Annotated in this window: 29 protein-coding genes and 1 riboswitch; of the genes, 15 read left to right on the forward strand and 14 right to left on the reverse strand. The window is 70.1% G+C overall.

The genetic code is table 11. The features are described 5' to 3' along the window. Position 1: 1 nt before the first annotated feature. From ACESMY_RS09640 to ACESMY_RS09655, 4 genes are all read right to left on the reverse strand, one after another. Positions 2 to 1,801: an ABC transporter ATP-binding protein gene (locus tag ACESMY_RS09640; RefSeq protein WP_372784367.1), complete on the reverse strand. Its 1,800-nt coding sequence runs from the start codon at positions 1,799 to 1,801 to the stop codon at positions 2 to 4. Further along, a complete protein-coding gene (locus ACESMY_RS09645) occupies positions 1,798 to 3,657 on the reverse strand; it encodes an ABC transporter ATP-binding protein (RefSeq protein ID WP_372784368.1) in 1,860 nt (619 codons plus the stop codon). The genes ACESMY_RS09640 and ACESMY_RS09645 overlap by 4 nt, the downstream gene beginning before the upstream one ends. Further along, positions 3,657 to 4,829 carry a DUF3471 domain-containing protein gene (locus ACESMY_RS09650; RefSeq protein WP_372784369.1) on the reverse strand — a complete coding sequence of 391 codons (1,173 nt, stop codon included), beginning with the start codon at positions 4,827 to 4,829 and terminating at the stop codon, positions 3,657 to 3,659. The genes ACESMY_RS09645 and ACESMY_RS09650 overlap by 1 nt, the downstream gene beginning before the upstream one ends. A gap of 220 nt (positions 4,830 to 5,049) precedes the next feature. Next, a complete protein-coding gene (locus ACESMY_RS09655) occupies positions 5,050 to 6,006 on the reverse strand; it encodes an SDR family NAD(P)-dependent oxidoreductase (RefSeq protein ID WP_372784370.1) in 957 nt (318 codons plus the stop codon). A gap of 144 nt (positions 6,007 to 6,150) precedes the next feature. Here ACESMY_RS09655 and ACESMY_RS09660 point away from each other — a divergent pair, with 144 nt between their 5' ends. The 3 genes from ACESMY_RS09660 to ACESMY_RS09670 all read left to right on the forward strand — a co-directional run bounded on the left by ACESMY_RS09660 (position 6,151) and on the right by ACESMY_RS09670 (position 7,951). Next, positions 6,151 to 6,747 (forward strand): TetR/AcrR family transcriptional regulator, encoded by a 597-nt coding sequence (locus tag ACESMY_RS09660; RefSeq protein ID WP_372784371.1) that lies wholly within the window; start codon positions 6,151 to 6,153, stop codon positions 6,745 to 6,747. A 158-nt stretch (positions 6,748 to 6,905) separates the two neighbouring features. Continuing rightward, positions 6,906 to 7,469, forward strand: coding sequence for a response regulator (locus tag ACESMY_RS09665; protein WP_372784372.1), 564 nt, complete (start codon positions 6,906 to 6,908; stop codon positions 7,467 to 7,469). Next, positions 7,466 to 7,951 carry a hypothetical protein gene (locus ACESMY_RS09670; protein ID WP_372784373.1) on the forward strand — a complete coding sequence of 162 codons (486 nt, stop codon included), beginning with the start codon at positions 7,466 to 7,468 and terminating at the stop codon, positions 7,949 to 7,951. Before ACESMY_RS09665 ends, ACESMY_RS09670 begins: the two co-directional genes overlap by 4 nt. On the opposite strand, the gene ACESMY_RS09675 is transcribed toward ACESMY_RS09670, so the two are convergent. Both ACESMY_RS09675 and ACESMY_RS09680 read right to left on the reverse strand, forming a co-directional pair. Beyond that, the gene (locus ACESMY_RS09675) at positions 7,948 to 9,201 is read right to left on the reverse strand and encodes an RNA polymerase sigma factor (RefSeq protein ID WP_372784374.1); all 1,254 of its coding nucleotides are present in this window, start codon (positions 9,199 to 9,201) and stop codon (positions 7,948 to 7,950) included. The two genes, ACESMY_RS09670 and ACESMY_RS09675, sit on opposite strands and share 4 nt — an antisense overlap. Then, complete coding sequence (locus tag ACESMY_RS09680; protein WP_372784375.1) at positions 9,198 to 9,599, reverse strand: YciI family protein; 402 nt, start codon at positions 9,597 to 9,599, stop codon at positions 9,198 to 9,200. The genes ACESMY_RS09675 and ACESMY_RS09680 overlap by 4 nt, the downstream gene beginning before the upstream one ends. A gap of 179 nt (positions 9,600 to 9,778) precedes the next feature. Here ACESMY_RS09680 and ACESMY_RS09685 point away from each other — a divergent pair, with 179 nt between their 5' ends. From ACESMY_RS09685 to ACESMY_RS09695, 3 genes are all read left to right on the forward strand, one after another. Continuing rightward, on the forward strand, positions 9,779 to 10,693 hold the full coding sequence (locus ACESMY_RS09685) for a DMT family transporter (protein ID WP_372784376.1): 915 nt from the start codon (positions 9,779 to 9,781) through the stop codon (positions 10,691 to 10,693). A 96-nt stretch (positions 10,694 to 10,789) separates the two neighbouring features. Beyond that, on the forward strand, positions 10,790 to 11,347 hold the full coding sequence (locus ACESMY_RS09690) for a tetratricopeptide repeat protein (protein ID WP_372784377.1): 558 nt from the start codon (positions 10,790 to 10,792) through the stop codon (positions 11,345 to 11,347). A 48-nt stretch (positions 11,348 to 11,395) separates the two neighbouring features. Next, positions 11,396 to 11,758: a hypothetical protein gene (locus ACESMY_RS09695; RefSeq protein WP_372784378.1), complete on the forward strand. Its 363-nt coding sequence runs from the start codon at positions 11,396 to 11,398 to the stop codon at positions 11,756 to 11,758. Positions 11,759 to 11,793: 35 nt separating this feature from the next. Here ACESMY_RS09695 and ACESMY_RS09700 read toward each other — a convergent pair whose 3' ends face one another. The 5 genes from ACESMY_RS09700 to ACESMY_RS09720 form a co-directional block, all read right to left on the reverse strand. Next, positions 11,794 to 12,528: a hypothetical protein gene (locus tag ACESMY_RS09700; protein ID WP_372784379.1), complete on the reverse strand. Its 735-nt coding sequence runs from the start codon at positions 12,526 to 12,528 to the stop codon at positions 11,794 to 11,796. Between the two features lie 89 nt (positions 12,529 to 12,617). After that, entirely contained in the window at positions 12,618 to 13,337 is a 720-nt protein-coding gene (locus ACESMY_RS09705; RefSeq protein WP_372784380.1) for an aspartate/glutamate racemase family protein, read from the reverse strand. After that, positions 13,337 to 14,350 carry a D-cysteine desulfhydrase gene (locus ACESMY_RS09710; protein WP_372784381.1) on the reverse strand — a complete coding sequence of 338 codons (1,014 nt, stop codon included), beginning with the start codon at positions 14,348 to 14,350 and terminating at the stop codon, positions 13,337 to 13,339. Before ACESMY_RS09710 ends, ACESMY_RS09705 begins: the two co-directional genes overlap by 1 nt. A gap of 41 nt (positions 14,351 to 14,391) precedes the next feature. After that, complete coding sequence (locus ACESMY_RS09715) at positions 14,392 to 14,760, reverse strand: hypothetical protein (protein ID WP_372784382.1); 369 nt, start codon at positions 14,758 to 14,760, stop codon at positions 14,392 to 14,394. Between the two features lie 81 nt (positions 14,761 to 14,841). Further along, on the reverse strand, positions 14,842 to 15,540 hold the full coding sequence (locus ACESMY_RS09720) for a Crp/Fnr family transcriptional regulator (RefSeq protein ID WP_372784383.1): 699 nt from the start codon (positions 15,538 to 15,540) through the stop codon (positions 14,842 to 14,844). A gap of 329 nt (positions 15,541 to 15,869) precedes the next feature. Between ACESMY_RS09720 and ACESMY_RS09725 the strand changes: the two genes are divergently transcribed. The 6 genes from ACESMY_RS09725 to ACESMY_RS09750 all read left to right on the forward strand — a co-directional run bounded on the left by ACESMY_RS09725 (position 15,870) and on the right by ACESMY_RS09750 (position 21,444). Continuing rightward, on the forward strand, positions 15,870 to 16,121 hold the full coding sequence (locus ACESMY_RS09725) for a hypothetical protein (RefSeq protein WP_372784384.1): 252 nt from the start codon (positions 15,870 to 15,872) through the stop codon (positions 16,119 to 16,121). 329 nt (positions 16,122 to 16,450) lie between these two features. Further along, positions 16,451 to 16,538, forward strand: a riboswitch (TPP riboswitch). Positions 16,539 to 16,613: 75 nt separating this feature from the next. Next, entirely contained in the window at positions 16,614 to 18,464 is a 1,851-nt protein-coding gene (thiC, locus tag ACESMY_RS09730) for a phosphomethylpyrimidine synthase ThiC (protein WP_372784385.1), read from the forward strand. Positions 18,465 to 18,720: 256 nt separating this feature from the next. Beyond that, positions 18,721 to 19,335 carry a hypothetical protein gene (locus ACESMY_RS09735; protein ID WP_372784386.1) on the forward strand — a complete coding sequence of 205 codons (615 nt, stop codon included), beginning with the start codon at positions 18,721 to 18,723 and terminating at the stop codon, positions 19,333 to 19,335. Next, positions 19,328 to 19,486 (forward strand): hypothetical protein, encoded by a 159-nt coding sequence (locus ACESMY_RS09740; protein ID WP_372784387.1) that lies wholly within the window; start codon positions 19,328 to 19,330, stop codon positions 19,484 to 19,486. Before ACESMY_RS09735 ends, ACESMY_RS09740 begins: the two co-directional genes overlap by 8 nt. A 111-nt stretch (positions 19,487 to 19,597) precedes the next feature. Then, positions 19,598 to 20,683 (forward strand): AI-2E family transporter, encoded by a 1,086-nt coding sequence (locus ACESMY_RS09745; RefSeq protein ID WP_372784388.1) that lies wholly within the window; start codon positions 19,598 to 19,600, stop codon positions 20,681 to 20,683. Between the two features lie 8 nt (positions 20,684 to 20,691). Then, complete coding sequence (locus ACESMY_RS09750; RefSeq protein ID WP_372784389.1) at positions 20,692 to 21,444, forward strand: pentapeptide repeat-containing protein; 753 nt, start codon at positions 20,692 to 20,694, stop codon at positions 21,442 to 21,444. Here the strand turns inward: ACESMY_RS09750 and ACESMY_RS09755 are convergent. Next, positions 21,441 to 21,650 (reverse strand): hypothetical protein, encoded by a 210-nt coding sequence (locus ACESMY_RS09755; RefSeq protein ID WP_372784390.1) that lies wholly within the window; start codon positions 21,648 to 21,650, stop codon positions 21,441 to 21,443. The two genes, ACESMY_RS09750 and ACESMY_RS09755, sit on opposite strands and share 4 nt — an antisense overlap. 153 nt (positions 21,651 to 21,803) lie before the next feature. On the opposite strand from ACESMY_RS09755, the gene ACESMY_RS09760 reads away from it, so the two are divergent. After that, the gene (locus ACESMY_RS09760; protein ID WP_372784391.1) at positions 21,804 to 23,222 is read left to right on the forward strand and encodes a M20 family metallopeptidase; all 1,419 of its coding nucleotides are present in this window, start codon (positions 21,804 to 21,806) and stop codon (positions 23,220 to 23,222) included. A 107-nt stretch (positions 23,223 to 23,329) separates the two neighbouring features. Beyond that, positions 23,330 to 23,761: a hypothetical protein gene (locus ACESMY_RS09765; protein ID WP_372784392.1), complete on the forward strand. Its 432-nt coding sequence runs from the start codon at positions 23,330 to 23,332 to the stop codon at positions 23,759 to 23,761. Between the two features lie 6 nt (positions 23,762 to 23,767). Here the strand turns inward: ACESMY_RS09765 and ACESMY_RS09770 are convergent, their stop codons facing one another. Then, positions 23,768 to 24,853 carry a sensor histidine kinase gene (locus tag ACESMY_RS09770; RefSeq protein WP_372784393.1) on the reverse strand — a complete coding sequence of 362 codons (1,086 nt, stop codon included), beginning with the start codon at positions 24,851 to 24,853 and terminating at the stop codon, positions 23,768 to 23,770. A gap of 477 nt (positions 24,854 to 25,330) precedes the next feature. Here ACESMY_RS09770 and ACESMY_RS09775 point away from each other — a divergent pair, with 477 nt between their 5' ends. Then, positions 25,331 to 25,822 (forward strand): GNAT family N-acetyltransferase, encoded by a 492-nt coding sequence (locus ACESMY_RS09775; RefSeq protein ID WP_372784394.1) that lies wholly within the window; start codon positions 25,331 to 25,333, stop codon positions 25,820 to 25,822. A gap of 68 nt (positions 25,823 to 25,890) precedes the next feature. Here ACESMY_RS09775 and ACESMY_RS09780 read toward each other — a convergent pair whose 3' ends face one another. Continuing rightward, positions 25,891 to 26,745, reverse strand: coding sequence for a hypothetical protein (locus tag ACESMY_RS09780; RefSeq protein WP_372784395.1), 855 nt, complete (start codon positions 26,743 to 26,745; stop codon positions 25,891 to 25,893). Positions 26,746 to 26,802 lie beyond the last annotated feature (57 nt).

A 26,802-nucleotide genomic window follows, 5' to 3' on the forward strand; every position in this document is an offset into this window, starting at 1 on the left:
CCTAGCGGTAGGCGCTGGCCTGCATCTCGAAGAGTTCGGCGTACTTGCCGCCGGCCGACATCAGCGCCTCGTGGGGGCCGAACTCCACGATCCGTCCCCCGTCGAGCACGGCGATGGCGTCGGCCATCCGCACGGTCGAGAAGCGATGCGAGACCAGCAGGGTCGCGCGGCCAGCCGACTGGGCCGAGCGGGCTTCGGCGGCGAAGCGTTCGAACATGTCGTGCTCGGCGCTGGCGTCGAGCGCCGCGGCCGGCTCGTCGAACACCGCCAGCAGGGGCGCCTCGCGCATCAGGGCCCGGCCGAGCGCCAGCTTCTGCCACTGGCCGCCGCTGAGGTCGACGCCGCCCCACTTCTTGCCCAGCAGGGTGTCGAGGCCCGCCGCGCCGATCGTCGCCAGGTCGGCGGCCCCGGCCCGGTCCAGGGCGGCGGCGGCGCGGCCGCGGTCGCCCAGCCGCTCCAGGTCCCCCAGGCCGACGCTTTCGTGCAGCACCACCTCCAGGTTGGTGAAGTCCTGGAAGGCGCCGCTGACCCGCCCGCGCCAGTCGGCCAGGCCGATCTCGGCGAGGTCGGTGTCGTCCACCAGGATGCGGCCGGCAGACGGGGGGTAGAAGCCGCAGAGCAGCTTGACGAGCGTCGACTTGCCCGAACCGTTCTCGCCGACCAGCGCGATCACCCGGCCGGCGGGCAGTTCGAGCGAGATGTCGGCCAGCACGGGCTTCTCGCGGTCGGGGTAGGTGAAGGATGCGCCCTCGATCCGGATGCCGCGGCTGAGCCGGGCCGGCGCCGGCGCGTGTGCGGTGACCCCGCGGACCGCCTCGTCGGAGAAGTCGACCAGCCATAGGTAGCGCTCGACGGTGACCATGATCGTCTGCAGGTACTGGGCGAACTGCAGGGCCGAGGTCATCTGCACGATCAGGCCGGTGGCCATGGTGGCGGCCAGCACCACCCCGCCCGGACTGACCTTGCCGGCCGCGGCCTGCACCACCACCCAGGCGATCGCGCCGACGCAGCCGACGGTGAAGGCCAGGTCCCCCAGCGCCGACCAGAGCGCCCCGCCCCAGTTGGCCCGGACGTTCAGGTGGCGGGTCGTGGCGGTGATCTTCCGGTAGCGGTCGGCCAGCTCGTCGCCGAGACCGAAGATCCGCAGTTCCTTGCCGGCGACCGGCGAGGTCGCGTGGTTGAAGATGTGCCCGCGCAGCCGCATCGGCTCGGCGGTGGCCTCCTGGGCGCGCACCTGCAGCAGCCGCGCCCGCTGGCCGGCCAGGGCGCGGGGGATGGCGAAGATCGGCAAGAGCGAAAGCCACGGATCGACCCCGACCAGGATGATGAAGGTCCCGCCCAGCATCACCAGGGTGCGCAGGTTGAGCGCCACGGCCTGCAGCCCGGCGGCCAGCTGCTGGCTCGAGTTGCGGATCAGCTGGATCTTGTCGGCGTGGACCGGCCGGTCGGCGTATTCCAGGGTCGGGATGCGGGTGGTCAGACGGATCAGCTCCGCGTCCAGGTGGACGGTGATCGCCTCAATGGTCCGGGGCGCGAGCTGGCCGTAGGTCAGGAAGGCGATCCAGGCCGCGCCGCCGGTCACCGCCAGCAGGATGCCGGTCGTGAGCGCATGGCGCGGGTCTCCGCCGGACGCCGCCTCCACGACGGTCTTGACCTGGTAGGAGCCGGCCAGCGCCAGCACCGAACCCAGCAGCTCGGCGGCCACGGACGCGGTGGTCCGTCCGGGCGCGGCGCTGAACGCCAGCTTGATCAGGGCGGCGACATTGCGGACGAAGTTCCGCACGCTTTGCATCGGCTTCATGCGGGCGCTCCCGTCTCGACGAACCGGGAGGACTGCAGGGCGAACATCTCGGCATAGCGGCCGCCGCGCGCCATCAGCTCGTCGTGGGTCCCCAGCTCGCCAACCGCGCCGTCCTCGATCACGCAGATGCGGTCGGCCCGCCTGACGGTGGAGAACCGGTGCGAGATCAGGAGCGTCGTCAGGCCCTTGGTCAGGTCGAGGAAGTGGTCGTAGAGCTCGGCCTCGGCGCGAACGTCGAGGTTGGCCGTGGGCTCGTCGAGGATCAGCACCTTCGCCCCGGCCTCGACCGCGAAGAGGGCGCGGGCCAGGGCCACCTTCTGCCACTCGCCGCCCGACAGGTCCGCCCCGCCGGTGAAATGGCGCGAGAGCGGCGTGTCCCAGCCGGCGGGCAGGGCCTCGATCCGCGCCAGCACGCCTGCCTTGGCCGCCGCCCGCTCCAGCGCCGCCTGGTCGCCCGCCATCGAGAGGCCGCCGAAGCCGATGTTGTCGCGGGCCGGCAGGCCGTAGCGCAGGAAGTCCTGGAAGATGGCGGCGATGCGCCTTTGCCAGTCGGTCGGGTCGACCTCGCGCAGGTCGACGCCGTCGACCCGCACGGCGCCGCCGGTCGGGTCGTAGAGCCGGGCGAGCAGCTTGACCAAGGTGGTCTTGCCCGCCCCGTTCAGCCCCACCAGCGCCATGGAGGTGCCCGCCGGAATGGTCAGGTCGAACTCGCGCAGCACCGGGGTGCGGCCGCCGGCGTAGGTGAAGCTCACCTTGTCGAAGCGGATCTCGCGCTCCGGCGCCGGCGCCGGAAGCTTGCCGGGCGGCGGGCCGGGGGCGGGCTCGGTGATCCGCTCCAGCTCCAGGATGGCGGGCAGGGCCGCGAAACCGTGGGCGATGATGGAGTCGGCCGGCCCGAGGCCGCCCAACGCGCCCAGCGCCATCCCCGAGCGCAGATAGACCACCAGCGCCGCCAGGCTGATCGCACCCGTCGCGGCGTCCGACGCCAGCAGGCCATAGACCAGCGCGTTGGCCAGCATCACCGCGGCCGAGGCGGCGAGGGTGGCGCGGAAGGCGTTGGCCTGCGGGCGGCGGTGCTCGCCCAGCCCCTTCTCGTACTCGCCACGCAGCCGCCCGACGATCCAGGGCCCGAGCCCCAGCAGACGCACGTCCTTGGCCGAGGCCGGCGCCAGCGCCAGGTCGCGGAAGTACTGGGCCCGTCGCACCGCGGCGGTCTGTCCGACCACAATGCTGACCTGCCGGACATAGGTGCGCCGGCTGACGGTCGAGAAGACGGTCAGCACCACGAACAGCAGCGCCGGAGCCCACCAGTGGTAGCCGAACAGCAGCGCGCCGGAGACCACCGCCGTCAGTGTGGTGGCGTAGCGCGTGCCGATCAGCTGGTTGACCGCCAGGCCCGGCGTGTAGCCGGCGACGCCGATCCCGGCGGTCTGGGAGATCAGGTTGGCGACGGCCGGGTCTTCCAGATGGCCGATGCCCCAGGGCCGGTTGAGGGCGGCCATCGCGCGCTGCCGCAGGTTGGAGTCCAGCCGCCAGCCCATGGACGTGGAGACGGCGGTTCGCAGGCGCGGCACGATCTGCAGCAGCATCATCAACCCCGCCCAGGCGCTGAGCGCCTGGATCGTGCGGTGTCCGGCGGGGGAGGCGAGGCCGGCGTGGACGGTCGCGGGCAGGGAGCCGACCATGGCGCCCAGGGCCAGCATCTCCAGCGCCGGCAGGGCCGCGCCGAGGATCAGCAGGACCAGCACCACGGCCGGCCGCCAGCCGCCCACGCTCACCGCCGTGCGCAGGCCGCGGACATGTGGCGCGTTCCAGCGCGCGCTGAGCAACGTTCGTGCAGACTCCCAGGCCGCCATCAGACCTCCTCCGCCGGCGCTGCCAGCCGGATGGCGCGCGTGGTCCGGCCGTTCTGGCGGACCACCAGGGCCGCAGCCTGTCCGGCGGGATCGACCGCGAACTCCGCCGTGGCGTCCAGGATGCGCCAGAAGAACCTTGTCGGCGAGGAGGCCAGGAGGTCGAGCTTCGGTCCGCCGGCGGGCTGCATGTGCAGCCGCCCGTCCTCGACGCTGACCGTCAGGATCGGACCTGACTCCATGGCGTAGAGGCCGGCATAGGCCGCCAGCACCGCCGGATCGAGCTCGATCGCCGGGGCCCGCTGCGGCAGGGGCGCCGCGGCCCCTGGCGGGCGATGGATCAAGGTCAGGGGCAGCTTGACCTTGCCCTTGATCAGCCGCCCCTCGATCCATTCGCCGTCATCGGTGAGGTCGCCCATCACGGTGATGGTCTTCATCACGACCGTGACCCTGCGGCCCACCCGAGCCACCGAAACCGCCGGGCGGCCGATCATCGTGCGCTCCGGAGCGTCCAGCCAGGCGAAGGTGCCGTGCTCGTCGGTCTTGAAGCGGATGATGATCCGGATCAGGCCTTCCCGGGTCTCCACCCGGCCATCCCAGAAGCCCTCCAGACCCTCGATGCGCGGCGCCGGCGGATAGGCGCCGCGCACGAAATCGAGCGCGGTGGTCATGCCGTGCGCCGTCCATTCGCCCACCCAGCGCTCGCCTCTTGGGTCCCACCGCGCCTGGTAGAGCGCCTGGTGGAAGCCGCCGATCAGGGGCGCCAGCAGGGCGAACGACAACCGGTCGTCCTCCACCTTCACGGCGTCGGCCACGAGCCCGAAGAAGCCGAAGTCATGGCTGTCCACGGACACCGCCAGGCCGCCGCCGTCCGCCGCGCGGATGTGCAGGGCGATTCGGGTCTTGAGCGGCAGCTCGCCGATCCAGTCACCGATGGCCGTCTCGGCGGCCGGCGAGGCGGCGGGACCCGCGCGGCGCTCGATCTCGGCCTTCAATTCGCGCCAGTGGGCGAAGCCGTACTCGCGGGCGATCCGATGCTGCACCTCGGCGAGCTTGGCGCCCGGCGCCTTGGCGCGCAGGCCCTCAAGCCGCTGCTTGGCTTCGGTTTTCAGGCGTTCGAGATTGGGCTTGGCCGGCAGGGTGTGCGGGGCGAGCGACCCGAAGAGATCAGGCATGGACCTTCCTTCCGAAAGCGCCCGATGTCCGCACAGACGGGCTGGAAGTCAGGTTCGTAAAGACCTGGAATCATCGAGTGGGCTAAGCCCTTTACGCGGACGGTCGGCCTCCCGAAGGCCAGCGCCACGATAACAACGGGTCCGCGCCGAACGCAAGATGGCTCGAGCCCCTCGACGATCGCCTCGGCCGAAAGCCCTCCGGAAGCTTGAGCGGCGGCGGTCAGAACCGCTCGCCGACCATCGCCTCGCTCTTGGCCCAGAGCGCCTTGGCGCGCTCGGGGTCGAGGGCGTAGCTGCGGACGCCGGCGCGGATGTCGACGCCTTCCACGATCTCGGCGACGTGGCAGTCTTCGCAGAAGTGGGCGCCCACGAGATCGGCCTCCGCCACCACGCCGGCCCAGACCGAGGTCGCCGCGCCTTGCGGGATGGTCTTCCAGCTGAACTGCGCGCCGGCCGGCTGGTTGGCGTTGATGGAGTCGACCAGCCCCTGCAGGACCTCGGGCGTCATGTAGCGGCCGAGCTCGGTCTGGATGCCGCCGGGGTGGACGGCCGTGGCGCGGACGCCGCGGGCCTTGTGCCGCCGGTCGAACTCGACGGCGAAGAGGACATTGGCGGTCTTCGAGCGGCCGTAGGCGATGAACTCGGCGTAGGGCGTGTGGTCGAAGTTCGGATCTTCCAGGTCGACGTCGGAGAACCGGTGGCCGGACGAGGAGAGGTTCACCAGCCGCGAGCCGGGCTTCATCAGCGAGGCGATCCGGTTGACCAGCACAAAGTGGCCCAGGTGATTGGTGCCGAACTGGGTTTCGAAGCCGTCCGCCGTCTTGCCGAACGGGGTGGCCATGACGCCGGCGTTGGCGATGACGATGTCGAACGGTTTGCCGGCGGCGACCAGGGCGTCGGCGCAGGCGCGCACGCTCTTCAGCGAGGCCAGGTCGAGCTCGACCAGCTCCAGCCCGCCGCCGTTCTTGGCCTGGGCGCGGACCTCCTCGGTGGCGCCCTTGGCCTTGGCAAGGTCGCGCGCCGCGCCGACGACCTGCGCGCCGTGCGCCGCGAGCACGCGGGCGGTCTCGACGCCCAGCCCGGCGGAGACGCCGGTGACCAGGATGCGCTTGCCGGAGAGGTCGACGCCGGCCAGCACCTCGTCGGTGGTGGAAGTGGCTCCAAAGGATCCTGTCATGCTCGTGCTCCGCGGGTTGGCTGGCTGGGGTCCGGCCTCCGCAAATCCGCGCCGGGCGTTGCCGGGAACGCTCGGCGGGTATAAACGGAGGGTGTCTCCGGCTATATACGGAGGGGTCCTCCGTTTATCAAGAGGCAGACGATCGTGAGTTTCGAGGGCGCCGCGCCGGCGGCGCGCAAGCCGCGGGCCGACGCGGAGCGCAATCGCGAGCGGCTGATCGATGCCGCCAAGGCGGCGTTCGCCGACAAGGGGCCCGACGTCAGCCTGGAGGAGATCGCGCGCCGCGCCGGCGTCGGCATCGGCACCCTCTACCGCCATTTCCCGACCCGCGACGCCATCGTCGAGGCGGTCTACCGCCGCGAGGTCCGCCAGCTGGCCGAGGCGGCGACCCGGTTGCTCGAGACCCGGCCGCCGGGCGAGGCGCTGCACGAATGGATGCGGCTCTTCGTCGACTATATCGCCACCAAGAAGGTCATCGCCTCCGCGCTCGGCGCGATCGTCGGCGGCGCGGAACTCTACGCGGCGTCGGGCGCCCAGATCATCGGGGCCATGTCGCTGCTCGTGCGCCGCGCCGCCGATAGCGGCGACATCCGCGCCGACGCCGATCCAGAGGACCTGCTGCGCGCCCTGGTCGGCTTCACCTACGGAAACGCCAGCCCGGGCTGGCAACCCAGCGCGCTGCGCTTGATCGACATCCTGATGGACGGGCTCAGGCCGGCGCGGCGGTCGGCCGGGTCCTGACGTGTTCGGCGGCCGATCTGGCCCCGGGAGCGCGTCAATCTGCCCTCGCTGTCGGATCGCCCAACCTAGTGGGGTGAAATGCCCTGTTAACCGCATCTGTGAGCACAGTTATTCACCGATGAGTCGTCCGTCGGCGCGTAATGGAGGGGCTTACCGAGATGGCGCTGGATCCTGCCTCCCGCGCGCGATTCAACCTCGAAAGGGCTTCGATCCTGCTGCTCGACGAGACGTCGGTCGGCATGTCGATCCTGGTGCAGATCGTCACTGGCCTGGGGGCCAAGCAGCTCCATCGTTGCGCGACGGTGGAACAGGCCCAAGAGGCCGCAGGCGCTCACCAGCTCGATCTGGCGATCGTCGACAGCCTGTCGCCGTCGGGAGGCGGCTACGACTTCGTGAAATGGCTGCGGCAAAACGCCCAGGAGCCGAACTGCTTCGCGCCGGTCCTGGTGACCACGGCGCACACGCCGGCCAAGGACGTCAACAAGGCCCGCGACTGCGGCGGGCATATCATGGTCAAGAAACCGATCGCGCCTGTGGTGATGCTGGAACGAATCATCTGGGTGTCCAAGAACGGCCGCCCCTTCCTCTATTCCGATGAGTACGTCGGCCCAGACCGCCGGTTCCGGGACGACGGCCCTCCGGGCGAGGTCGGCCGGCGGCGGGAAGACAAGGCTGCGGCCCAGGCGCCGGCGAGCGCCGAAGAGGAAAGCAAAGAGGCATGAGCAGCGTCCGTTTCGTCTTCCCCAAGCACAGGCTCGCGGAAATCCTGGCCTCGCCCGGCGGCTTGCCCGTGGTCGAGGCCCTGGAGCGCGCCCAAGCCAACCTGGAGACGATCAAGCCCACCTGCAGAGCCGAGCTGCTGGCCCTCCTCGAGCTGGCCGAAGCCTCCTACGCCACCCTGGGCGAGACCTTCGACGACGAAGGCATGGCGGAACTCTATTCGCTGGCGGTGCGCGGCATCGGCGCGGGCAGCGTCTGCGGCGCCCCGGCCGTCGATGAGGCGCTCACCAGCCTCTGCGACCTGCTCGATCATCTTCGCACCCAGCGGCTCTTCGACCGCAACGCCATCGGCGTGAACGTGCGCGCCTGGCGCCTGCTGGCGACCCTGGACCTTCCGGTGGAAGGCTGCGCCCCGATCCTCGATGGCCTGCGCAAGGTCAGCGCCCGCTACGCCGAACCCGCCTCCGCGTCGCCCGCCGCCTAGCGCGCGGCCGCGTCCGCGGTCAGCCGGTCGATCTGCTGGCGGATGTGGCCGGCCTCGGCGGCGGTGTTGGCCAGAGCGATCGCCCGGCCGAACGCCTCCCGAGCCTCCGCCTTGCGGCCGAGTTGCAATAGGAAGGCCCCGCGCGCGCCATAGAAGTAGAAATAGCCGCCCAGCGCCTCGGCCAGGGGCTCGATCATCGCCAGCGCCTCGGCGGGCCCCCGCGCCTTTGAGACCGCCACCGCCCGGTTGAGCGTGACCACCGGGGAGGGCTCCATCAGCTCCAGGCTCGCATAGAGCGCATCGATCTGCGCCCAGTCGGTGTCCTGCGGCCGCGCGGCGCGCGCATGGGTGGCCGCGATCGCCGCCTGCACCTGATAGGCGCCGGGGCGGCGGTGACGGATCGCCTTGTCGATCAGCGCCAGGCCCTCGCCGATCATGTCGCGGTTCCAGAGGCCGCGGTCCTGGTCCTCCAGCAGCACGATCGCCCCGTCGGCGTCGAACCGCGCCTTGGCCCGTGAGTGCTGCAGCAGCATCAGCGCGGTCAGCCCCATGATCTCGGGCTCGGTCTGGAAGAGCCGCAGCAACAGCCGGCCCAGGCGGATCGCCTCCTCGGCCAGCGGCGCGCGGGCCTCGGCCTCGGCGAAGCCGGCCGAATAGCCCTCGTTGAACACCAGGTAGACCATGGCCGCCACCGCCGCGATCCGTTCGGACCGCTCCACCGCGCCTGGGGTCTCGAACGGGGTCTCGGCCTTGGCGATGCGCGCCTTGGCCCGGGTGATCCGCTGCTCCATGGCCGCCTCGCCGACCAGGAAGGCCCGGGCGATCTGCTTGACCGAAAGCCCGGAAACGATGCGCAGCGCCAAAGCGATCTGCTGGGTCGCCGGCAGCTCGGGATGGCAGCAGATGAACATCAGCCGCAGGATGTCGTCGCGGTAGTGGGCGCCGTCCAGCCGATCGGCCATCGGCGTCTCGACATCCTCGACGTCGGAGATCGCGTCTTCCGGCGGCAGTTCGGTCAGCCGGCTCTTGCGCCGCACGCCGTCGAGGGCGGCGTTGCGCCCGACCATGATCAGCCAGGAGGCCGCGTCACGCGGCGGGCCCTTCTGCGGCCAGCTCTTCAGCGCCCTGAGACAGGCCTCCTGATAGGCCTCCTCGGCGGTGTCGAGGTCGCGGAAATAGCGCAGCAGGGCGCCGATCGCCTGGGGACGGGCGGAGGTCAGCGCCGCGTCGATCCAGGCGAGGTCGGTCATGCCGTCACACGCTCAGGGGCGGCCACATGGTCGGCGGGCAGGCTGCCGTTGGAGAAGTAGTGCAGCGGACGGATCTCATAGGCCCCGCCGGGGTTCACGGCGCCGAGCTCCTTGCAGAAGGTCAGCACCTCCTCCAGGTCCTCGCAGTCCACCAGGTAGAAGCCCAGCAACTGCTCCTTGGTCTCGGCGAACGGCCCGTCGATGACCAGCGGCGTGTCGCCCTTGCGAAGCGTCGTGGCCGCGGTGGTCGGCATCAGCCGCGCGCTGGGACCGAGCTTGCCGCTGGCCGCCCACCGGGCCTGTACGCCGGCAAGGTTTTCCATGACCTGGGCGTCCTCTTCCTTGGTCCAGGAGAAGACGACCTCTTCGGAATTGTAGCAGAGGATGGCGTAGAGCATGGTGATCGGTTCCTCGTCGCGCTTAGGACGCCCCAGCCTAGCCGTCTCCGACAGGGGTCCGCAAAATAGTTCACGGGGCGGGTCCGGCGCCGCGCCTGGGCTGGACGCGTCACAAACTGTTGCCAAGCTTGCGCCGCGCGGACGTTGACCCCTGGCGCGACCACCCGCAAACCGCCGTTGTGACCGCCGCCGCCTCGCAAATGCCGCACCAGCACAACGGCCTGGGCATCGCCTACCGGGTGGCGGCCATGGCGTGCATGGCCTGCCTGTCGGCGATCGTGAAGTGGACCGGCCAGCGCGGGATCCCGGTCTTCGAGATCATCCTGTTCCGCAACCTCTTCGCCTTCGTGCCGCTCGGCCTCTACATCTGGCATACCACCGGCTTCTCGGTGCTCAGGACCCAACGGCCGCTCGGCCACCTGACACGCAGCGCCATCGGTATCTTCGGGATGACCTGCGGCTTCTCGGCGGTGCAGCACCTGCCGCTGACCTCGGCCACCGCCTTCAACTTCGCCTCGCCGTTGTTCATGACCGCGCTTTCGGCGCTGATCCTGCACGAGCACGTCGGCCGCCATCGCTGGGGGGCGGTGATCGTCGGCTTCGTCGGCGTGCTGATCATGGTCCACCCCGAGCCTGGCCATATGAACGTCCTGGGGGTCTCGCTCGCCATGGGCAGCGCCGTAGGGGCGGCCGGCGCCATGGTCGCGGTCCGCCAGATCGCCGCCACCGAGAAGGGGGCGACCATCGTCTTCTATTTCACCGCCGCCGGCACGGCGCTGGGCGTGGTGGGCTCGGCCTTCCATTGGGTCACGCCCGACCTGACCACCTTCGGCCTGCTGGTGCTGGGCGGCCTGATCGGCGGCGTCGGCCAGCTCCTGCTCACCGAGGCGCTCAGGGTCGCACCGGTCGGCGTCGTCGCGCCCTTCGACTACATCCAGCTGATCTGGGCCACAGGCCTGGGCTTCCTGATCTGGGGCGAGCTGCCCCAGGCCGCGACACTCGCCGGCGCGCTCGTGGTCGCCGCCAGCGGCATCTACATCCTGCACCGCGAATTGCGGCGCTTCCGTCCCGCGGTCCAGCCTAACCCAACGTAAGCTTCGCGTTGACAGCCGCTGGTCGCAGGAGGAGTCTCGGGTCGAACGCCGGTACGCGGCGCAGTGTCCCGCGCCGGCGTCGATGGAGCGAACCCGATGAAGCGGCTGATTGTTTACGCGGCGGTCGCCGCGGCGCTGATGGTGGGGACCGGGGCCCGGGCGTCGGTGACGGTGATCGGCGGCGGGCTTGCCGAGGCCTGCGCGAAGGCGGCGCTGGCCGGCCGTTCGGAATTCCGCTTCGAGGCCTCCTGCACAGAGGCGATCGATCAAGAGCAGCTCAACGCCCGCGACCGGGCCGGCACCTACGTCAACCGCGGCATCCTTCGGCTGCGCCGCCAGGACTTCGTGGCCGCCACCAAGGACTTCAACCAGGCCGTGAAGGTGAAGCCCGACCTCGGCGAAGCCTACGTCAATCGCGGCGCCGCCTCGATCGGCCAGCACCGCTACGCCGATGGCCTGACCGACCTCAACAAGGGCATCCAGCTCGGCGTCGAGGAACCGGCCAAGGCCTATTACAACCGCGCGCTCGCCTACGAGGGCCTCGACGACATCAAGTCGGCCTATTTCGACTACCAGAAGGCCGTCGAACTGAGCCCTGATTGGAGCGCGCCGAAACAGGAACTCGCCCGCTTCCACGTGGAGCCGAAGAACTAGCCGGCGCGTTCCACGGTCCTGATCCCGGGGGGACCGAAGGAGCTTCTGATGGGTGTGCTTCTCGTCCTGCTCGGGCTCGGCGTCGCGGCCATCGCGGCCCCCGTAACGGCCCAGGACTATCGCGGCCTGCCGCTGCAGCAGGAGGCGGGGCGCGTGGCCGACGCCCAGGCCGCCCGCAGCCGCGACATCGCGCTCACCAACGAGCTGTCGGCCCTGCAGGCCCGAGTCCAGGGCGACCAGGCGCTGGGCGATGTGGCGGCGCTACGCGTCAGCCCGGCCGTGCCGGTCATCCCGCTTGGCCCCTACACGCCGCCGCCCAAGATCGACGTGAGCAAGCTGGCGACCATCCCCGACACGACGCTCGCCCAGTCCAACGCCCGGGTCCGCGCGGCCGCCGACAACCGCCGTTGAAACGCGCTCAGGCGGTCTTCGTTTCGTGCAGCGTCTCAGCGCTTGCCCCGCCGCCCCGGGTCTTCCGCCTCGGCCTGCGAGGCTGTCTTCGGCAGCTCGTCCAGCGTCAGCTTGCCGTCCCCGCGCTTATCCAGGCGCTTGAAGCGGCGGTCGGCGGCGGCGAGGAACTCGGCCTTGCTGACCCGGCCGTCGAGATCGGTGTCCGCCGCGGTCACCGGCTCAGGCTCGCCCAGCAGGCTGTAGGCCGCCGCGCCCTCCAGGGTTCGCGGCGCAGGTGGGCGCTGGGCGTTGAGGCCGGGGAGCGGGCCGCGCGCGCCTTCCAGGCCGGAGTCCGTCCCCCGGGCGCCGGGCGGCTGGCCCGCGCCCTGCACGAGGATCAGTTTCGCGCCATCGCGCCCCGGCAGGGTCAGGGCGCCCAGGCGCGGCAGCGGGGCTCCGAAGACGTCGGGCACGACCTTGTGCTCGTAGAAGCCGAGCTCGGTCCCGTCGAGGACGCCGTTCCCGTCGGAGTCCAGCGCGTCGAAGAAACCCTCGTGGTCGGCCCGGAATTCGGCCTTGTCGATGACCCCGTCGTGGTTCAGGTCGGCCTGCTTGAACCACAGAGCCACCGGATAGGGGTCTCCTGGCCGGCCGCGATAGGGCTCGCCGCAGGGGCTGATGAAGAGCTGGGTGAAACCGCCGACCAGGTGCGCGACGCCGGGCGCCGGCTGCGCCGCCGCCACGCCCGCCAGCAGGCCGAGGATTCCAAGCGCGCCCAGCCCGATCCGCATCTTCACCGTCCCCCTGTTCGCCCAGTGTTTGCAGCGCCCGCCATGGCGGAAGCAAGGCCGCTCGGTTTCAAGCGGGCTTCAGACGGGCTTCAGGCGCCCAGGGCGGCGGGCGCCGGCTCCAGCCCCAGGCACACCGCCACGCAGCGCCGCGCCAGGAGTTCGCCCGGGTCGATGAAGGCCACCCGCACGTCGTGGGCGCCCATCACCAGCGGGGCCTCGGTGCAGCCGGCGATCACGGCTTCCGCGCCGGCGGCCACCAGATCGGCGGCGTAGCCGGCCATTTCGCGCTGCACGGCGGGGCCCAGGTCGCCGCCCTTGATCTTGTAGATCGTGGCCATGAATTCTTCCTGCCGGTCGGCGTCGAGGCTGACCAGGCCCATGGCCTGGGCCGCCAGGTATTCGCGGTAGAGCCGCGTCGCGCCCTTGGTGCCGATCACGCCGACCCGCCGCGCGCCGAGGTCGCGGGCGGCGCTGGCCCCGGTCTCGATGAGGTCGATCAGCGGCAGACCGCTCGCCCGCTGGATCAGGTCGGCATGGGCGTGGGCGGTGTTGCAGGGCATGGCCAGCACCTCGGCCCCGGCGCCGGCCAGCGCCCCGGCCATCTCCGCCAGCACCGCGCCCGCGGCGGAGCCCAGGAGATTACGGTCCGGCACCTTGGGGTTCAGGTCCATCAGCACGCGGATGTGGTCCTGGTCGCCCTTGGCCGGGGTGAAGGCCTGCAGCTGCCGCAGGAACTCCAGCGTCGCGGCGGGTCCCATCCCGCCCAGCACGCCCAGGACCAGCGAGGTGTCGGGCGCGTCCTCGGACATTACAGGTGGCCGTCCAGAACGGACTGATAGCCGAACAGGCCTTGCGCCCCGCCGGTGTGCAGGAAGACCACGGTCTCGCCGTCGAAGGCGCCGGCCTTGGAGAGCGCGATCAGCCCCTTCATCGCCTTGCCGGTGTAGACCGGGTCGAGCAGGATCGCGTCGGTGCGCGCCGCCAGTTTCAGGGCCTCGATCACCGCCTCGTCGACCAGGCCGTAGCCGGCGCCCACGTAGTCGCAGTCGGCGATCACCATGTCGCGGGTCACCCGGTCCTTGTGGCCCAGCAGGTCCGCGGTCTCGACAGCCAGCTTGAAGACATTGGCCTCCTGCGCCTCCTTAGGCGCGCGCACGCCGATACCGAGGATCGGGATGTCGGCGCCCATCACCGCGATGCCGGCCACCAGGCCTGCGTGGGTCCCGGCGCTGCCGGTGGCGGTGACGATCCGGTCGATCTCGAGGCCCATCTCATTGGCCTGGCTGACGATTTCCATGGCGCATTCCACATAGCCCAGCGCCCCGATCACGTTCGAGCCGCCGCCGGGGATCACATAGGGACGCCCGCCGCGCTCCGCGACCTCGGCCGCCACTTCGGCGAGCTGGGCGTTCATGTCGGTCCCGCCCGGCACGCGCCGGATCTTCGCGCCCATCAGCTCGTCCAGCAGCACGTTGCCGGACTGGGTGTAGTCGACGGCGTTGGAGCCGGTCCGCTCCTCAAGGATGATCTCGCAGTCGAGCCCGAACATCGCCGCGGCCGCCGCCGTCTGGCGCACATGGTTCGACTGCACGGCGCCTTGCGTCACCAGCGTGGTGGCCTCGTTGGCGAGCGCGTCGCCCAGCAGGTATTCGAGTTTGCGGGTCTTGTTGCCGCCGCCCGCCAGGCCGGTGCAGTCGTCGCGCTTGATCCACAGGTTCGGTCCGCCGCCGGGCGTCAGCAGGGCCTCGCTCAGCCGGGGCAGCGGCTCCAGCGGCGTGGGCAGGTGGGCGAAACGGACGGGATTGAAGCGGGCGAGGTGCATGGCCCCGCGCTTACATCCAACGCAGCCGTGCGGCCAGCCCCTTAAGGCTTCATCTTCCGGGGCAGGGCGGCGACTTCGGCGGGGGTCAGCTTGGCCAGGCTGTCGACGATGCAGCGCATCCCGCGCACGCCGACGTCCAGGTCGATCTTGTGGCAGATCCGGCCCATGCCGCCGCGGTCGCGCAGGACGATCGGATCGGACGAGGTGGAGCCGGCCAGGCAGTTGTTGCTCATCTCCGCGCGCCAGACCGAACGGCCGCCGACGTCGAAATAAAGCGTGTGGTCGCTGCCCACCGTGTGGTTGCGCATGTCGCGGGTGAGGAAGCAGGAACTGTCGTCCTGGGCCGCCTGGGCGGGAAGGGCGAGGACCGCGGCGCTCGCGGCGCCGATCAGGGCTAGGGCGATCTTCATGGGCTTTCCTCCTGGGCCGCCGGCAACCTACCACGCCTGCGCTTGCTCCGGTGAACCGCCGCTGAACGCGCCGACGCGATCCTAGTCCGCGGGTTCGCCCAACTCCTCGAACTGCCGCTCGCTGATGGCGTAGCATTCGCAGGCCCGCTCGATCAGCGCCGGCCGGTTGAGGATCGTCAGCTGGCCGCGGGAATAGCTGATGACGTTCGCCTTCTTGAGCGCGGCGGCCATCAGGCTGACCGTCGTGCGCTGGACGCCGGTCATCACCGCCAGATAGTCCTGGGTGAGCGGCAGCACGTCGCTGCCGGTCCGGTCCTGGGTCATCAGCAGCCAGCGGGCCAGCCGGCCGTCCGCGGAATGGGCGACGTTGCAGCCCACCGCCAGCTCCGCCTGCTGGGCCAGGCCGCGGGCGTGGCGCAGGGTCAGGTTGACCAATCCGGCGCTCTCGGCCAGCCGTGCGCGGAACACCGCCGAGGGCAGGGTGAGCGCCGCGCCGGCGACCTGCACGAAGATCCGTGACGCGGTGGCCTGGTGCGTCACCGCGTCCAGCAGGCCCGCCACGCTCTCGCAGCCCACGGTCGTGGTTTCCACGATGCGGCCGTCCCGCATGACCGAGACGACGGAGACGCAGGCGCTGCTGGCGAAATAGAGCGTGTCCACCTCATCGCCCGGCTCGTAGAGCGCCTGGCCGCGCGACAGGCTGACCTCCCGCAGGTGCGGCGTCAGATAGGCGGCGTCGTCGGCGCGAAGGGCGCGAAGCAGGAAATTCCTGAAGTGCATTCCGGTCCTTCGCCGCGACTGTGCGGCATGCGGACGAGACTCTTGCATTTTTGGATAAAGAATTCCCAAGCAAAAACCTGGGATTTGAATGTTCTACTAGGGATTGAGAAAATTGATAGTCGGCTTTTTCAAGGTATATGTCGGGTAGAATATTTAGCTGTGCAGCTTGATTACATATTGTGACGCCAAGGCTCATCAGATTCGGTCTTCAGGCTGGACCATGGTATGGTCCCGACATCGCCGGTTTGTGCCCTGCCGCCGGCGCCTGAGAGACCAGGCCGATCGTGCCTCCCGCTCCCGCCCACAGCGTGCGTCGGGGAGTAGTGAATATGACCATGTACACCCTCTATCCCTGCAACCGGCTCGGTAACGCCGCCTCGTTCGAGGCCTTCGAACTGTCGACCGATGAGGATGCCCAGTCACGCGCGGTCAAGATGCTCGGCGAGCATCCAAGCTGCGCCTTTGTCGCCGTCTGGTCGGGCGAGCGGCCGGTGCTGACCCAGTTCCGCGAGCGGCTGCCGTCTCAACCCTGGTCGGGCCCTTCGCCGCGGCCGCGGCCGCCCGGCGGCAAGCGCCTCTGAGCCATCGCCCGCTCGGCCGCGCGCCGCAAGGGCTCCAGGCTTTCCAGCACCGCCTCGGGCGTGAAGGCTACATCGAAGACCTTAGGGCCGGCGCTCTGCAGCACGACCTCACCGTCGTAGGCGGAGGCCGCGATCGGCGTCCGGTTGACGGGGATTGGCGTTGGCGCGGTCATCTGTCTGCTCCCGACAGCCCACCTGGCGATCGAAACTAATTCCGCGGAGCCGGGCCGGTCTAGCAGGCAGCCGACATAGGCCGCCTCCCGATCAAGAGATTCCTCAAGGCGGATTCCGCCTTCCGCAGCGCGGGCTTCCAGCCTAACGTCGCCGCCTCCTCGGGGGGCCGCGCCAAGCGGCTGAGAGGCGGGTGATCCCGCGACCCGTCGAACCTGATCCGGGTCATGCCGGCGAAGGGAAGGACCTGCGGCCGCCGGTGTTCACGGGCCCGCTTCGATCTCCCCAGTCGGCGGCCAGCCAAGAGCGGAAGCGCATGCGATGAACAAGCCCACCGGAAACCTGGAACCCGCACAGATCCCGACCGGCGAACGCCCCGGCTCGCGCAAGGTCTATCAGCCCGGCGTGCTCTGGCCCGACATCCGCGTGCCGTTCCGCGAGGTGGCCGTGCACCCCTCGGCCAACGAGCCGCCGCTGACCCTCTACGACCCCTCCGGCCCCTACACCGACCCGACGGTCAGTATCGACATCGAGAAGGGCCTGTCGAAGACCCGCGAGCCCTGGGTGGTCTCCCGCGGCGATGTGGAGATCGTCGAAAATCCCCGCGAGGTGAAGCCCGAGGACAACGGCTTCGCCAAGGGCCAACACCTGGCGCCGCAGTTCACCGCGCCCCGCCGGGTCTACCGCGCCAAGGCCGGCGCCAATGTCAGCCAGCTGGAATACGCCCGCCGGGGGTTGATCACCCCCGAGATGGAATATGTCGCGATCCGCGAGAACCTGCGCCGCCAGGAAAGCGATCCCTTCATCCGCGACGGCGAGGACTTCGGCGCCTCGATCCCCGATTTCTGCACCCCGGAATTCGTCCGCGACGAGATCGCCCGGGGCCGCGCGATCATCCCGGCCAACATCAACCACACCGAGCTCGAGCCGATGATCATCGGCCGCAACTTCCTGGTGAAGATCAACGCCAACATCGGCAATTCCGCGGTGCTCAGCCACGTCGCCGACGAGGTCGACAAGCTTGTTTGGGCGAAAAGGTGCGGCGCCGACACGGTCATGGACCTCTCCACCGGCCGCAACATCCACAACATCCGCGACTGGATCGTCAGGAACTCATCCGTGCCGATCGGGACCGTGCCGATCTACCAGGCGCTGGAGAAGGTCAACGGCGTGGCCGAGGACCTGAACTGGGAGGTGTTCCGCGACACCCTCATCGAACAGGCCGAGCAGGGCGTCGACTACTTCACGATCCATGCGGGCGTGCGGCTGGCCTATGTGCCGCTGACCGCCAGGCGGGTGACCGGCATCGTCAGCCGCGGCGGCTCGATCATGGCCAAGTGGTGCCTCAGTCACCACAAGGAGAACTTCCTCTACGAGCACTTCGAAGACATCTGCGAGATCATGGAGGCGTATGACGTTTCCTTCTCGCTGGGCGACGGCCTGCGCCCCGGCTGCATCGCCGACGCCAATGACGCGGCCCAATTCGGCGAGCTTGAGACCCTGGGCGAGCTCACCCAGATCGCCTGGAAGCACAACGTCCAGGTGATGATCGAGGGCCCCGGCCACGTGCCGATGCACAAGATCAAGGCCAACATGGACAAGCAGCTCGCGGTCTGCGGCGAGGCGCCGTTCTATACGCTGGGCCCGCTCACCACCGACGTCGCCCCCGGCTACGACCACATCACCTCGGCCATCGGCGCGGCGATGATCGGCTGGTTCGGCACCGCCATGCTTTGCTACGTCACGCCCAAGGAGCACCTCGGCCTGCCCAACCGCGAAGACGTCAAGGTCGGCGTCATGACCTACAAGCTCGCCGCCCACGCCGCCGATCTCGCCAAGGGCCACCCGACCGCGCGCGCCTGGGACGACGCCATCTCCCGCGCCCGCTTCGAGTTCCGCTGGGAGGACCAGTTCAACCTCGGCATCGACCCGGAAACCGCGCGCGAATACCATGACGAGAGCCTGCCGAAGGAGGCCTTCAAGACCGCCCACTTCTGCTCCATGTGCGGGCCGAAGTTCTGCTCCATGAAGATCAGCCAGGACATCCGCGACGCGGCCCGCGGCCAGAACGACCTGGGCCAGAACGATATCGAAGCCGGGCTGGAAGCCATGTCCGCCAAGTTCAAGGAATCCGGCGGCGAGATCCTAGTGCCCGTGAGGCCCGCGGAATAGCCGCCCGACCGCCGTCCGGGAACAAGCGGGGCCAGGCGGCGTTCGTGCTGGGCTCTGGCAGGACGGCGCCGGTTTCGATCGACACCTTCAGGCTCGGGCGACGGTCCGTGAGGCTTGGCTCGCGGACCCGGTCAACTCGAACCTTGATAAGGGGCCCAACGATGCGGTCGATCCTCCTGATGCTTCTCGGCGTGCCGCTCCCACTCATCCTGCTGATGGCCTTCTGCACCCATCACTTCTGAACCCGGAGGATTGAATGGAACGCGACCTTTCGACACCGACCCTCACGCACGAAACCCAATCCGCGGTCTCGTGGGGCGCCGTCCTGGCCGGCGCGGTGGCGGCGCTCGCCATCTCCTTCGTGCTCCTGGGCCTGGCGGCCGGCTTCGGCCTGAAGCTCGCCTCACCCTGGCCCGGCGCGCACCCCGCGCTCACGGATTTCACGCCGATCCTCGGCGCCTGGATGCTCGTCGTGCAGGTGCTGGCCAGCGCGCTCGGCGGCTATCTGGCGGGGCGCCTGCGGACCAAGTGGCTGAACGTCCACACCCACGAGGTCCACTTCCGCGACACCGCCCACGGGCTGCTGGTCTGGGCCGTGAGCACCATCGCCGGGGTGATCCTGGCCGCGACCCTGCTGGCGCCGCCGGCGGAGATCGCGACCGCCGCCGCCGCCGCCGCCGCCGATCCCGCCGTCCTGCAGCTCGCCGCCGCGCGTCACGCGAACATCGCCGCCCAGTTCTCGCTGTTCATGGCCGTCGGCCTCCTCCTGGGAGCCTTCACCGCCTCAGTCGCCGCCGCGATCGGCGGCCTGCGCCGGGACGAGATGCACACCATGTTCTGGGGTCACCACGGGACGTCGCTCCGTGGCTGACGATCCGCGGACACCCGATCCGAAGGCCGAGCCGGACCGAGGCCGGGACGCCGGCCAGTCCGCGCCTGAGTCCGAAGCCCTTCACGACGAGCGCCAGACCGAGCGTCAGGCGCCGGACAACGCCAGCCCCGGCGAGGCGGCCGGCGGCTAGGTCATAGGCGGGCCTGGAGACTCGGTCGTCCGCCTCTGTCATCCTGGCCGCCATCCGGCGAACGGCGTCCGACGCCTTCGCGCCACGCCCCCGCAACCCGGAAGCGCCCTCATGCCTGCCGTCAAGCGCCCGGACCAGAGCCTGTCGATCGAGCTCAAGTCGCTGCAGATCGCCCAGATCATCACCGCCACGATCCTCACCGGCTTCACCCTCTGGGCGCTGCGCCGCATCCTCGAGCCCTTCGTGCTGGGGGTCTTCCTGCTGATCATGATCGACGGGCTGGCCCGGGCGTTGCGCAACCGGGTCCCGGGGTTCCCGCGGCCCGCGGCCCTGCCCGCCGCCATCGCCGCGATCCTGGCGATCTTCGGCCTGACGATCTGGCTGACGTTCGACAACGCCGCGGGCTTCGCCGCGGAGTCGACGGCCTATACCGTGCGGGTCAACGCGCTGTTGTCGCTCGCCGCCCAGCAGTTCGGGCTGACCGTCACCCCCACCGCCGCCAGCCTGATCCGCCAGCTCAATCCGGCGCGCTTCGCGGGCGAACTGGCCGGCGGGCTCAGCCACTTTGCGGAGGGAGCGGTTTTCACCCTGATCTATCTCGGCTTCCTGCTGGCCTCGCGGCGCGGCTTCGCGGCCAAGGCGCAGGAATTCTTCCGGACGGGACCCGAGCGGCGCGAGGCCGCGCTGATCTTCGAGCGGGTCCGCCAGGGGGTGGAGCGCTACATCTGGGTGCAGACGGTGGTGGGCCTGATCATCACGGCCCTCTCGGCGGCCATGATGTGGGCTACCGGTCTGACGCACGTGGCTTTCTGGTGCGCGATCATCTTCCTGGCCAACTACATCCCGGCGATCGGGGCGGCGATCGGGGTGCTGTTCCCGGCGGCCTTCGGGCTGCTCGAATTCGACGGCGTCTGGCGGGCGGTCGTCCTGGTGGGCGGGCTGGAGGCGATCCACTTCGCCGTCAGCCACGTCGTGCAGCCGCGGATGCAGGGCAAGAGCCTGAACGTGGATCCGATCGTCGTCCTGTTGGCGCTCGCCTTCTGGGGCGTGGTCTGGGGCGTCGTGGGAGCTTTCCTGTCGACTCCGCTGACGGTCATGGCCATGGCGATCCTGGCCGAGTTCAAGGGGAGCCGACCGCTGGCGGTGCTGCTGTCCAGCGACGGCAAGCCCTACGCGGACCTGGCCTCGGGCGAATAGGGACCGCCATGGCCGACGACGTCCCCGACCTCTCGCCCGGCGCGGTGATCTCCGGCGCCGATCTCTCCGGCGTCGACTTCGCCGAGCGCGATCTCACCGACCTCGTCCTCACCGACTGCGCCCTGGTCGATGTGCAGCTTTCGGCGGTGATCCTGCAGGGCGCGCGGTTCACCGACTGCCGGTTCACCCGCTGCCGTTTCGCCCACGCCGATCTGCGCGAAGCGACCTTCACCCGCTGCAACCTCGCCGATCCGGATAGCCACTCCGGCGTCCAGATCGCCTTCTCACAGCTGGACCAGGCGCGGTTCGAGGCCTGCGATCTCTCCTTCGCCGGCATTGACCGCACGAGCCTCTGGGCTGTGGTTTTCGCCTCGACCAACCTGCGCGGCGCCCGCTTCCACCGCGCCGACTTCTCGCGGTCCTTCGGGCCCAAGGTGGTGCGCACATCCGCGGCCTTCACCGCCTGCAACCTGGAGCTCGCCGACCTCTCCGACGCCCGGCTGGCGACCTGCGACCTTACGGGTTCGTCCCTCCGCGAGGCCGACCTCACCGAGGCCGACCTGGAAGGCGCGAACCTGTCGAACTGCGATCTCTTCCAGGCGCTCACGGCCGGCGCGAAACTGGCCGACGCCGACCTGCGCGGCGCGGAGGTCTCAGGCCTCAGCCTGGCCGCGCTCGGCAGCTATGCGGGGTTGAAGATCGGATTGTCCCAGCAGCAGGCTTTGCTCACCGCCATGGGCCTGGACGTCTACGCCGACTAGTCGCGCTGCGGCGTGTTCGCCTTGGCGCCCACCGGCGTCCAGATGCGCACGGCCACCGCCACGGTCACCGAGCCCAGGACCGCCGTCGCCGCGCCCGCCCATTGGACCGGGGTCATGCCCACCGCCGCATAGTGGCCGGCCAGGCCGCCGCAGATCACCACCAGCGAGGCGGACGCCCAATCGATGAGTTCTTTCGACGTGATCATGGAAATCCCCGGGACGGCGTTCGAAGCCAATAAGACTCGCCCATAGAAGCCACCTGACTCTTAGCGAAACCCTTCCGGCCGCCGCGATGCGGCATTGGGGCGCACGCGGGGCCCGGCTATAGAGAGCGCCGATCCGAGCCCGAGAGACCGCCCATGGACGCGCCTGCCCTGAACAGCTTCGTCGCCGATCTGTGGCGCGACGAGATCACCCCCGCGCTGGTCGACTACATCCGCATACCGGCCAAGTCGCCGGCCTTCGACCCGGACTGGGCGGGCCACGGCTGCATCGACCGGGCCGTCGAGCACATGGCCGGCTGGGCGCGGACCAAGCTCGCCGAACTCCCCGGCGCGACGCTGGAGGTGGTGCGCCTGCCCGGCCGCACGCCGGTGATCTTCATCGAGGCGCCGGGGGAGGTGGACGACACCGTCCTGCTCTACGGCCACCTCGACAAGCAGCCGGAGATGACCGGCTGGTCCGAGGGGCTTGGCCCCTGGGAGCCGGTGATCCGCGGCGATAAGCTCTATGGCCGTGGCGGGGCCGACGACGGCTACGCCATCTACGCCTCGGTCGCCGCGCTGGTCGGCCTCGCGCGCCAGAAGGTGAAGCGCGCGCGCTGCGTGGTGCTGATCGAGGCCTGCGAGGAAAGCGGCTCCTTCGACCTGCCGTTCTACGTCGATCACCTGGCCGCCCGCATCGGCTCGCCGTCGCTGGTGATCTGCCTGGACTCAGGCTGCGGGAACTACGACCAGCTGTGGCTGACGACATCCTTGCGCGGCATGGCGGGCGGCCTCCTCACCGTCGAGGTGCTGGAGGAGGGCGTCCATTCCGGCGACGCCTCGGGCGTGGTGCCCGACAGCTTCCGTCTGGCCCGCGCCCTGCTCGGCCGGCTGGAGGACGCGGCCACCGGCCAGATCCTGCCGCGCGCCTTCACCGTCGAGATCCCCGGCGACCGCATCGCGCAGGCCCTGGTCGCGGCCAAGGCGCTGGGCGACGAGGTCTGGAAGAAGTTCCCGTTCGCCGGCTCCACCGCCCCGATCACCAAGGACGGCGCCGAGCTGGTGCTGAACCGAACCTGGCGCCCGCAGCTCGCCGTGGTCGGCGCCGACGGCCTGCCCGAGCCGACCAGCGCCGGCAATGTGCTGCGCCCGCAGACCACGCTCAAGCTCAGCCTGCGCCTGCCGCCTACCGCAGACGCCCAGGCCTGCGCCAAGGCGCTCGCCCAGACCCTCACCCTTGAGCCGCCGCAGGGCGCCAAGGTGAGCTTCGAGGAGAATCAGGCCAGCCCCGGCTGGAACGCCCCGCCGCTCGCGCCCTGGCTGGAGGCCGCCGTCCAGCGGGCCAGCCAGGCGACCTTCGGGCGCGAGGCGGCGCTGATGGGCGAGGGCGGCTCGATCCCGTTCATCGGCATGCTGGGCGAGAAATTCCCCGACGCCCAGTTCGTGATCACCGGCGTGCTCGGCCCCCACTCCAACGCCCACGGCCCCAACGAATTCATCCACCTGCCGACCGGCCAGAAGATCACCGCCGCCGCCGCCCTAATCCTCGCCGACCACGCCGCGCTGGAGCGCTAGCCGCTTCGCCGCTCCCTCCCCGCCGCCTGGGGGAGAGGCGGCGTTGACCATTCTGACTACATCTGTAAACTTGCGATACTATTACAGATGTAAGTCGGAGATGCGCCATGAGATCTCCTCGACAGCTTGGCATAGCCGCGCTGGCGGTCGCCGGCGTCATGCTGCCGGTGTGGCTGGTCGGGTCCACCTGGATGGATCGCGTGGCGTTGCAGCGGCAATGGACCATCGCCGGCCCGGCCTGCCCGATCGTCGCCAAGCCGGATCGGGCCGTGGTCGGCCGCCGCTCGCCGCAGTTCTTCGAGTACCAGGGGATCCGCTTCGGCCGACAGTCCGGCGAGGTCAGTTGCGTCGCGCCGCCCGAGGGCCATCCGCTGGACCCGAAGAGCTACGCCGTCTGTCAGTTTCCCGCCCCGGTGATGGTCTCGGTCGACACCGGCCAGCACACGGTCATCTTCCAGCCCGGTCTCGGGCGCCGCGCGACGGTGACCGTGCGCCGCGGCGAGGTCAGCTGCGTGCTGGCCGGGTGGTTCAAAGGCTGAAGGGCTTCAGGCCGCCAGGGGCGCGACGGGGGCGAGCGCCGGTGCGGCCGCCCGGGTGATCGCCACGCTCATGCCGGGCGGGGCGTCGAGCACCTCCAGCCGGGCTTCGAGCTGCTTGACGAGGGCGGCCACGATCACGGTGCCCAGCCCGCCGCCGGCGCTGGGCGCTCCAGTGACGCGCTGGCCGACGCCGTTGTCGGAGACGGTCAGGCGCCAGCCCGTCCCCTGGTTCTCATAGGTCACCCGCACCGCCGCGTCGGGCCGCGCCTCGGGGAAGGCGTACTTCAGCGCATTGATCACCAGCTCAGTGACGATCAGGCCCAGGCTGACCGCCTCGGCCGAGCCGATCATCCCCTCGTCGGCGGTCACCGTCAGTGTGGGGGGCTGGCTGCCGCCGATCATCGAGGCGCCCAGGCTGGCGCAAAGCTTGGTCAGGTATTCGCCAACCGCGATCTGCTCGATCCCGTCGACGGCGTGCAGGTGGCTCTGGACAGCGGCCACCGACATCACCCGCTCGTGGGCGTCGCGCAGGTGTTCGCGGCTCTCCGGCGAGTTCACCGCCTTGGCCTTGAGCAGCAGAATCGAGGCGATGATCTGCAAGCTGTTGGCGACCCGGTGCTCCATCTCCTGCAGCAGGGTCCGCTTCTGCCGCAGCAGCTCCTCGGTCCGCTCCAGCAGCTCGGCTTTCTCCCGCTCGATGGCCCGCCGCGCGGTGACGTCGGTGAAGGCCAGGAGGATCGTGGTGTCGGGGCTGGTCTCGTAGATCACCATCCGCGCATTCAGCAGCATGGTCCGCTGGCCGAGCCCTGGGAAGTCGTGGGAGACCTCGAAGTCGTCCATCGCGGTGTCCTGCGGGATGATGGTCTCCAGCAGGACGCGCAAGGCCGGGATGTCCCATTGGCCCTCGCCCAGGGCATAGAGCAGCCGCCCGTTGGTATGTTCCGGGTCGACCTGGAATGTCTCGTAGAACGAGCGACTGGCCGCGACGACGCGCAGCCTGGCGTCCAGCACCAGGAACGGCTCGTGGATCGTATTGACGATCGCCTGCGCCAGGGTCTGCGCGTCTCCGATCGCTTGCAGGGTATCGAACATGGGAGACCGTGCCGCCCGACGCCGGCGCCCTGGCCGGAGCCCTCAACGGCGCCTAGACTTTTAACCTACGCCTTCCGGCGGCGGATGTCGCCGCCCAACGGAATATCACCGAAGGCCCACGCCGGGCTTTGCCTCCAGCGGCTTCGCGTCCGCTAAGGAAAAGCCCCCGATCCTCAGGGACCGGGGGCTTCGATAGGCAAAGAAAGCGGCGCCGTTGGATAATTGGATAGGGAAATCCCGCGGCCCCGCTTGCCTGGAACGTGGCCGGATTTCCCGGGTTCCTGGGCCGCACGTCGATTCAACCGGCGAGGGAAAAGCCTTGGTCGGGTCCCCGACATGAGGCGACGGGCCGATCGTGGCGTCCTTGGGTTGAGGCGGCCCGGCCCACCCGGCTTTCGCGTCCTTGAACGCCCCCGGCCGCCACAACGGCTGGGGGCGGTCTTGTGTCTGGGTCCGCGCCTCGGCGATGGTGGGGCCGTGGACGCTCAGGAGACATATGGGATCCGGCCGGTCACCCCGGCGGACCTGCCGCTGATCGCCCGGTGGCGGGCGGCGGCGCATGTCGCACGATGGTGGGGCCAGCCGGGCGTTGAGCCGGAGATCGACAAGCTCGCCGAGCCCCGCATCGCCATGTGGCTTGTCGAGCAGGATGGGCGGCCCTTCGCCTTCCTGCAGGACTACGACGTCCATGGCTGGGATCCGCATCCGTTCTCCGACCTACCGCCCGGGTCGCGTGGCATAGACCTCTACATCGGCGAGCCGGACATGCTCGGGCGCGGGCACGGGGCGGGCTTGCTTCGCCAGCACGTCGACGGCCTGTTCAGCCGGGGCGTGCCGGTTGTGGGCATCGACCCGCACCCCGACAACGCTTCGGCACGGCGGGCCTTCGAACGCGCGGGCTTCTCGGTGGTCAGCGATCCGCTCGAAACGCCCTGGGGCCACGCAGTCCTGATGCACCGCTGGGCTTAAGCGCCCCGCGCAAACGGAAAGGGCCGCCCCCTCTCGGGAGCGGCCCTCATCCCCAACGGAAGGGGTTCTTATTGCGGCGGCGTCTCGGTCGGCGCGGGCGCGGTCTGCACGGGCGCGGCCTGGGCCGGCGCGGCCGGGATGGTCAGCACCAGCGGAGCCGCCGGCGTCGGCGTCGGCGCGGCCTGGACCGGAGCCGGTGCGGCTTGCGCGGGGGCCGTCGCGCTCACGTCGGCGCTCGCTTCACCGGCGCTCCGGGCCGGGCGGGCCCGGGCCACGGTGGTGGTGGTCTTGTGGGTCGCCGACGCCGGGGCGGCGCTGTGCGTCGTGGTGGTGGTCGTGACGTGGGTCGCGGCCGGCGCAGCGGCCGTCGGGGCCGAAGCGCTCTCCGAAGCGGCCGGCAGGGCCGCCTGAGGCGTCAGGTTCTGCGCCGTCTGCACCTCGTCACCCGCCGCGGTGGTGGTGGTCGTGGTGACCGCGCCCGGCGTCAGTTGGGCGACACCGACGGTATGGTTCTGGGTCATGTACCAGCCCGTCGCGGCCAGACCGCCGAGCAGGACGATGCCCGCAGCGATCGCCACCGGCGCGGCGTTGGACTTCCGGCGCGCGCTGACGTTGGCGTAGGAGGGCGTGCCGGCAAAGGCCGGCTCGGCCTCGGCCATGGCGGCGTTGGTCGGCGCGATCGGATCGAACGCATAGGCGCGCTGATCGCCGGCCAGGACGCCGGTCTCGAGCGAGCGATCGGGTTCGGCGACGAAGCTACGGGGCTCTTCGGCCACACGGGTGGTACGGCCGCCGCCAAAGGCGCGGCTCAGTCCACGACGCTTCTTTCCGCGTTCCCAGGACGGGATCGGGGCGAACATCGAGCTTTCGGTCTCGGTGCTGGTCGGGCCGTTGTCGGGCGTGGCGCTGAAATCGATGGTCATCGTCTGGTCCCTCCTCAGGGGAAATGCTTCGACGATGGAAACGGTAAAGGTCGGGTC

Origin of the sequence: Phenylobacterium sp., from assembly GCF_041691455.1 — a bacterium.
Taxonomy (GTDB): Bacteria; Pseudomonadota; Alphaproteobacteria; order Caulobacterales; family Caulobacteraceae; genus Phenylobacterium.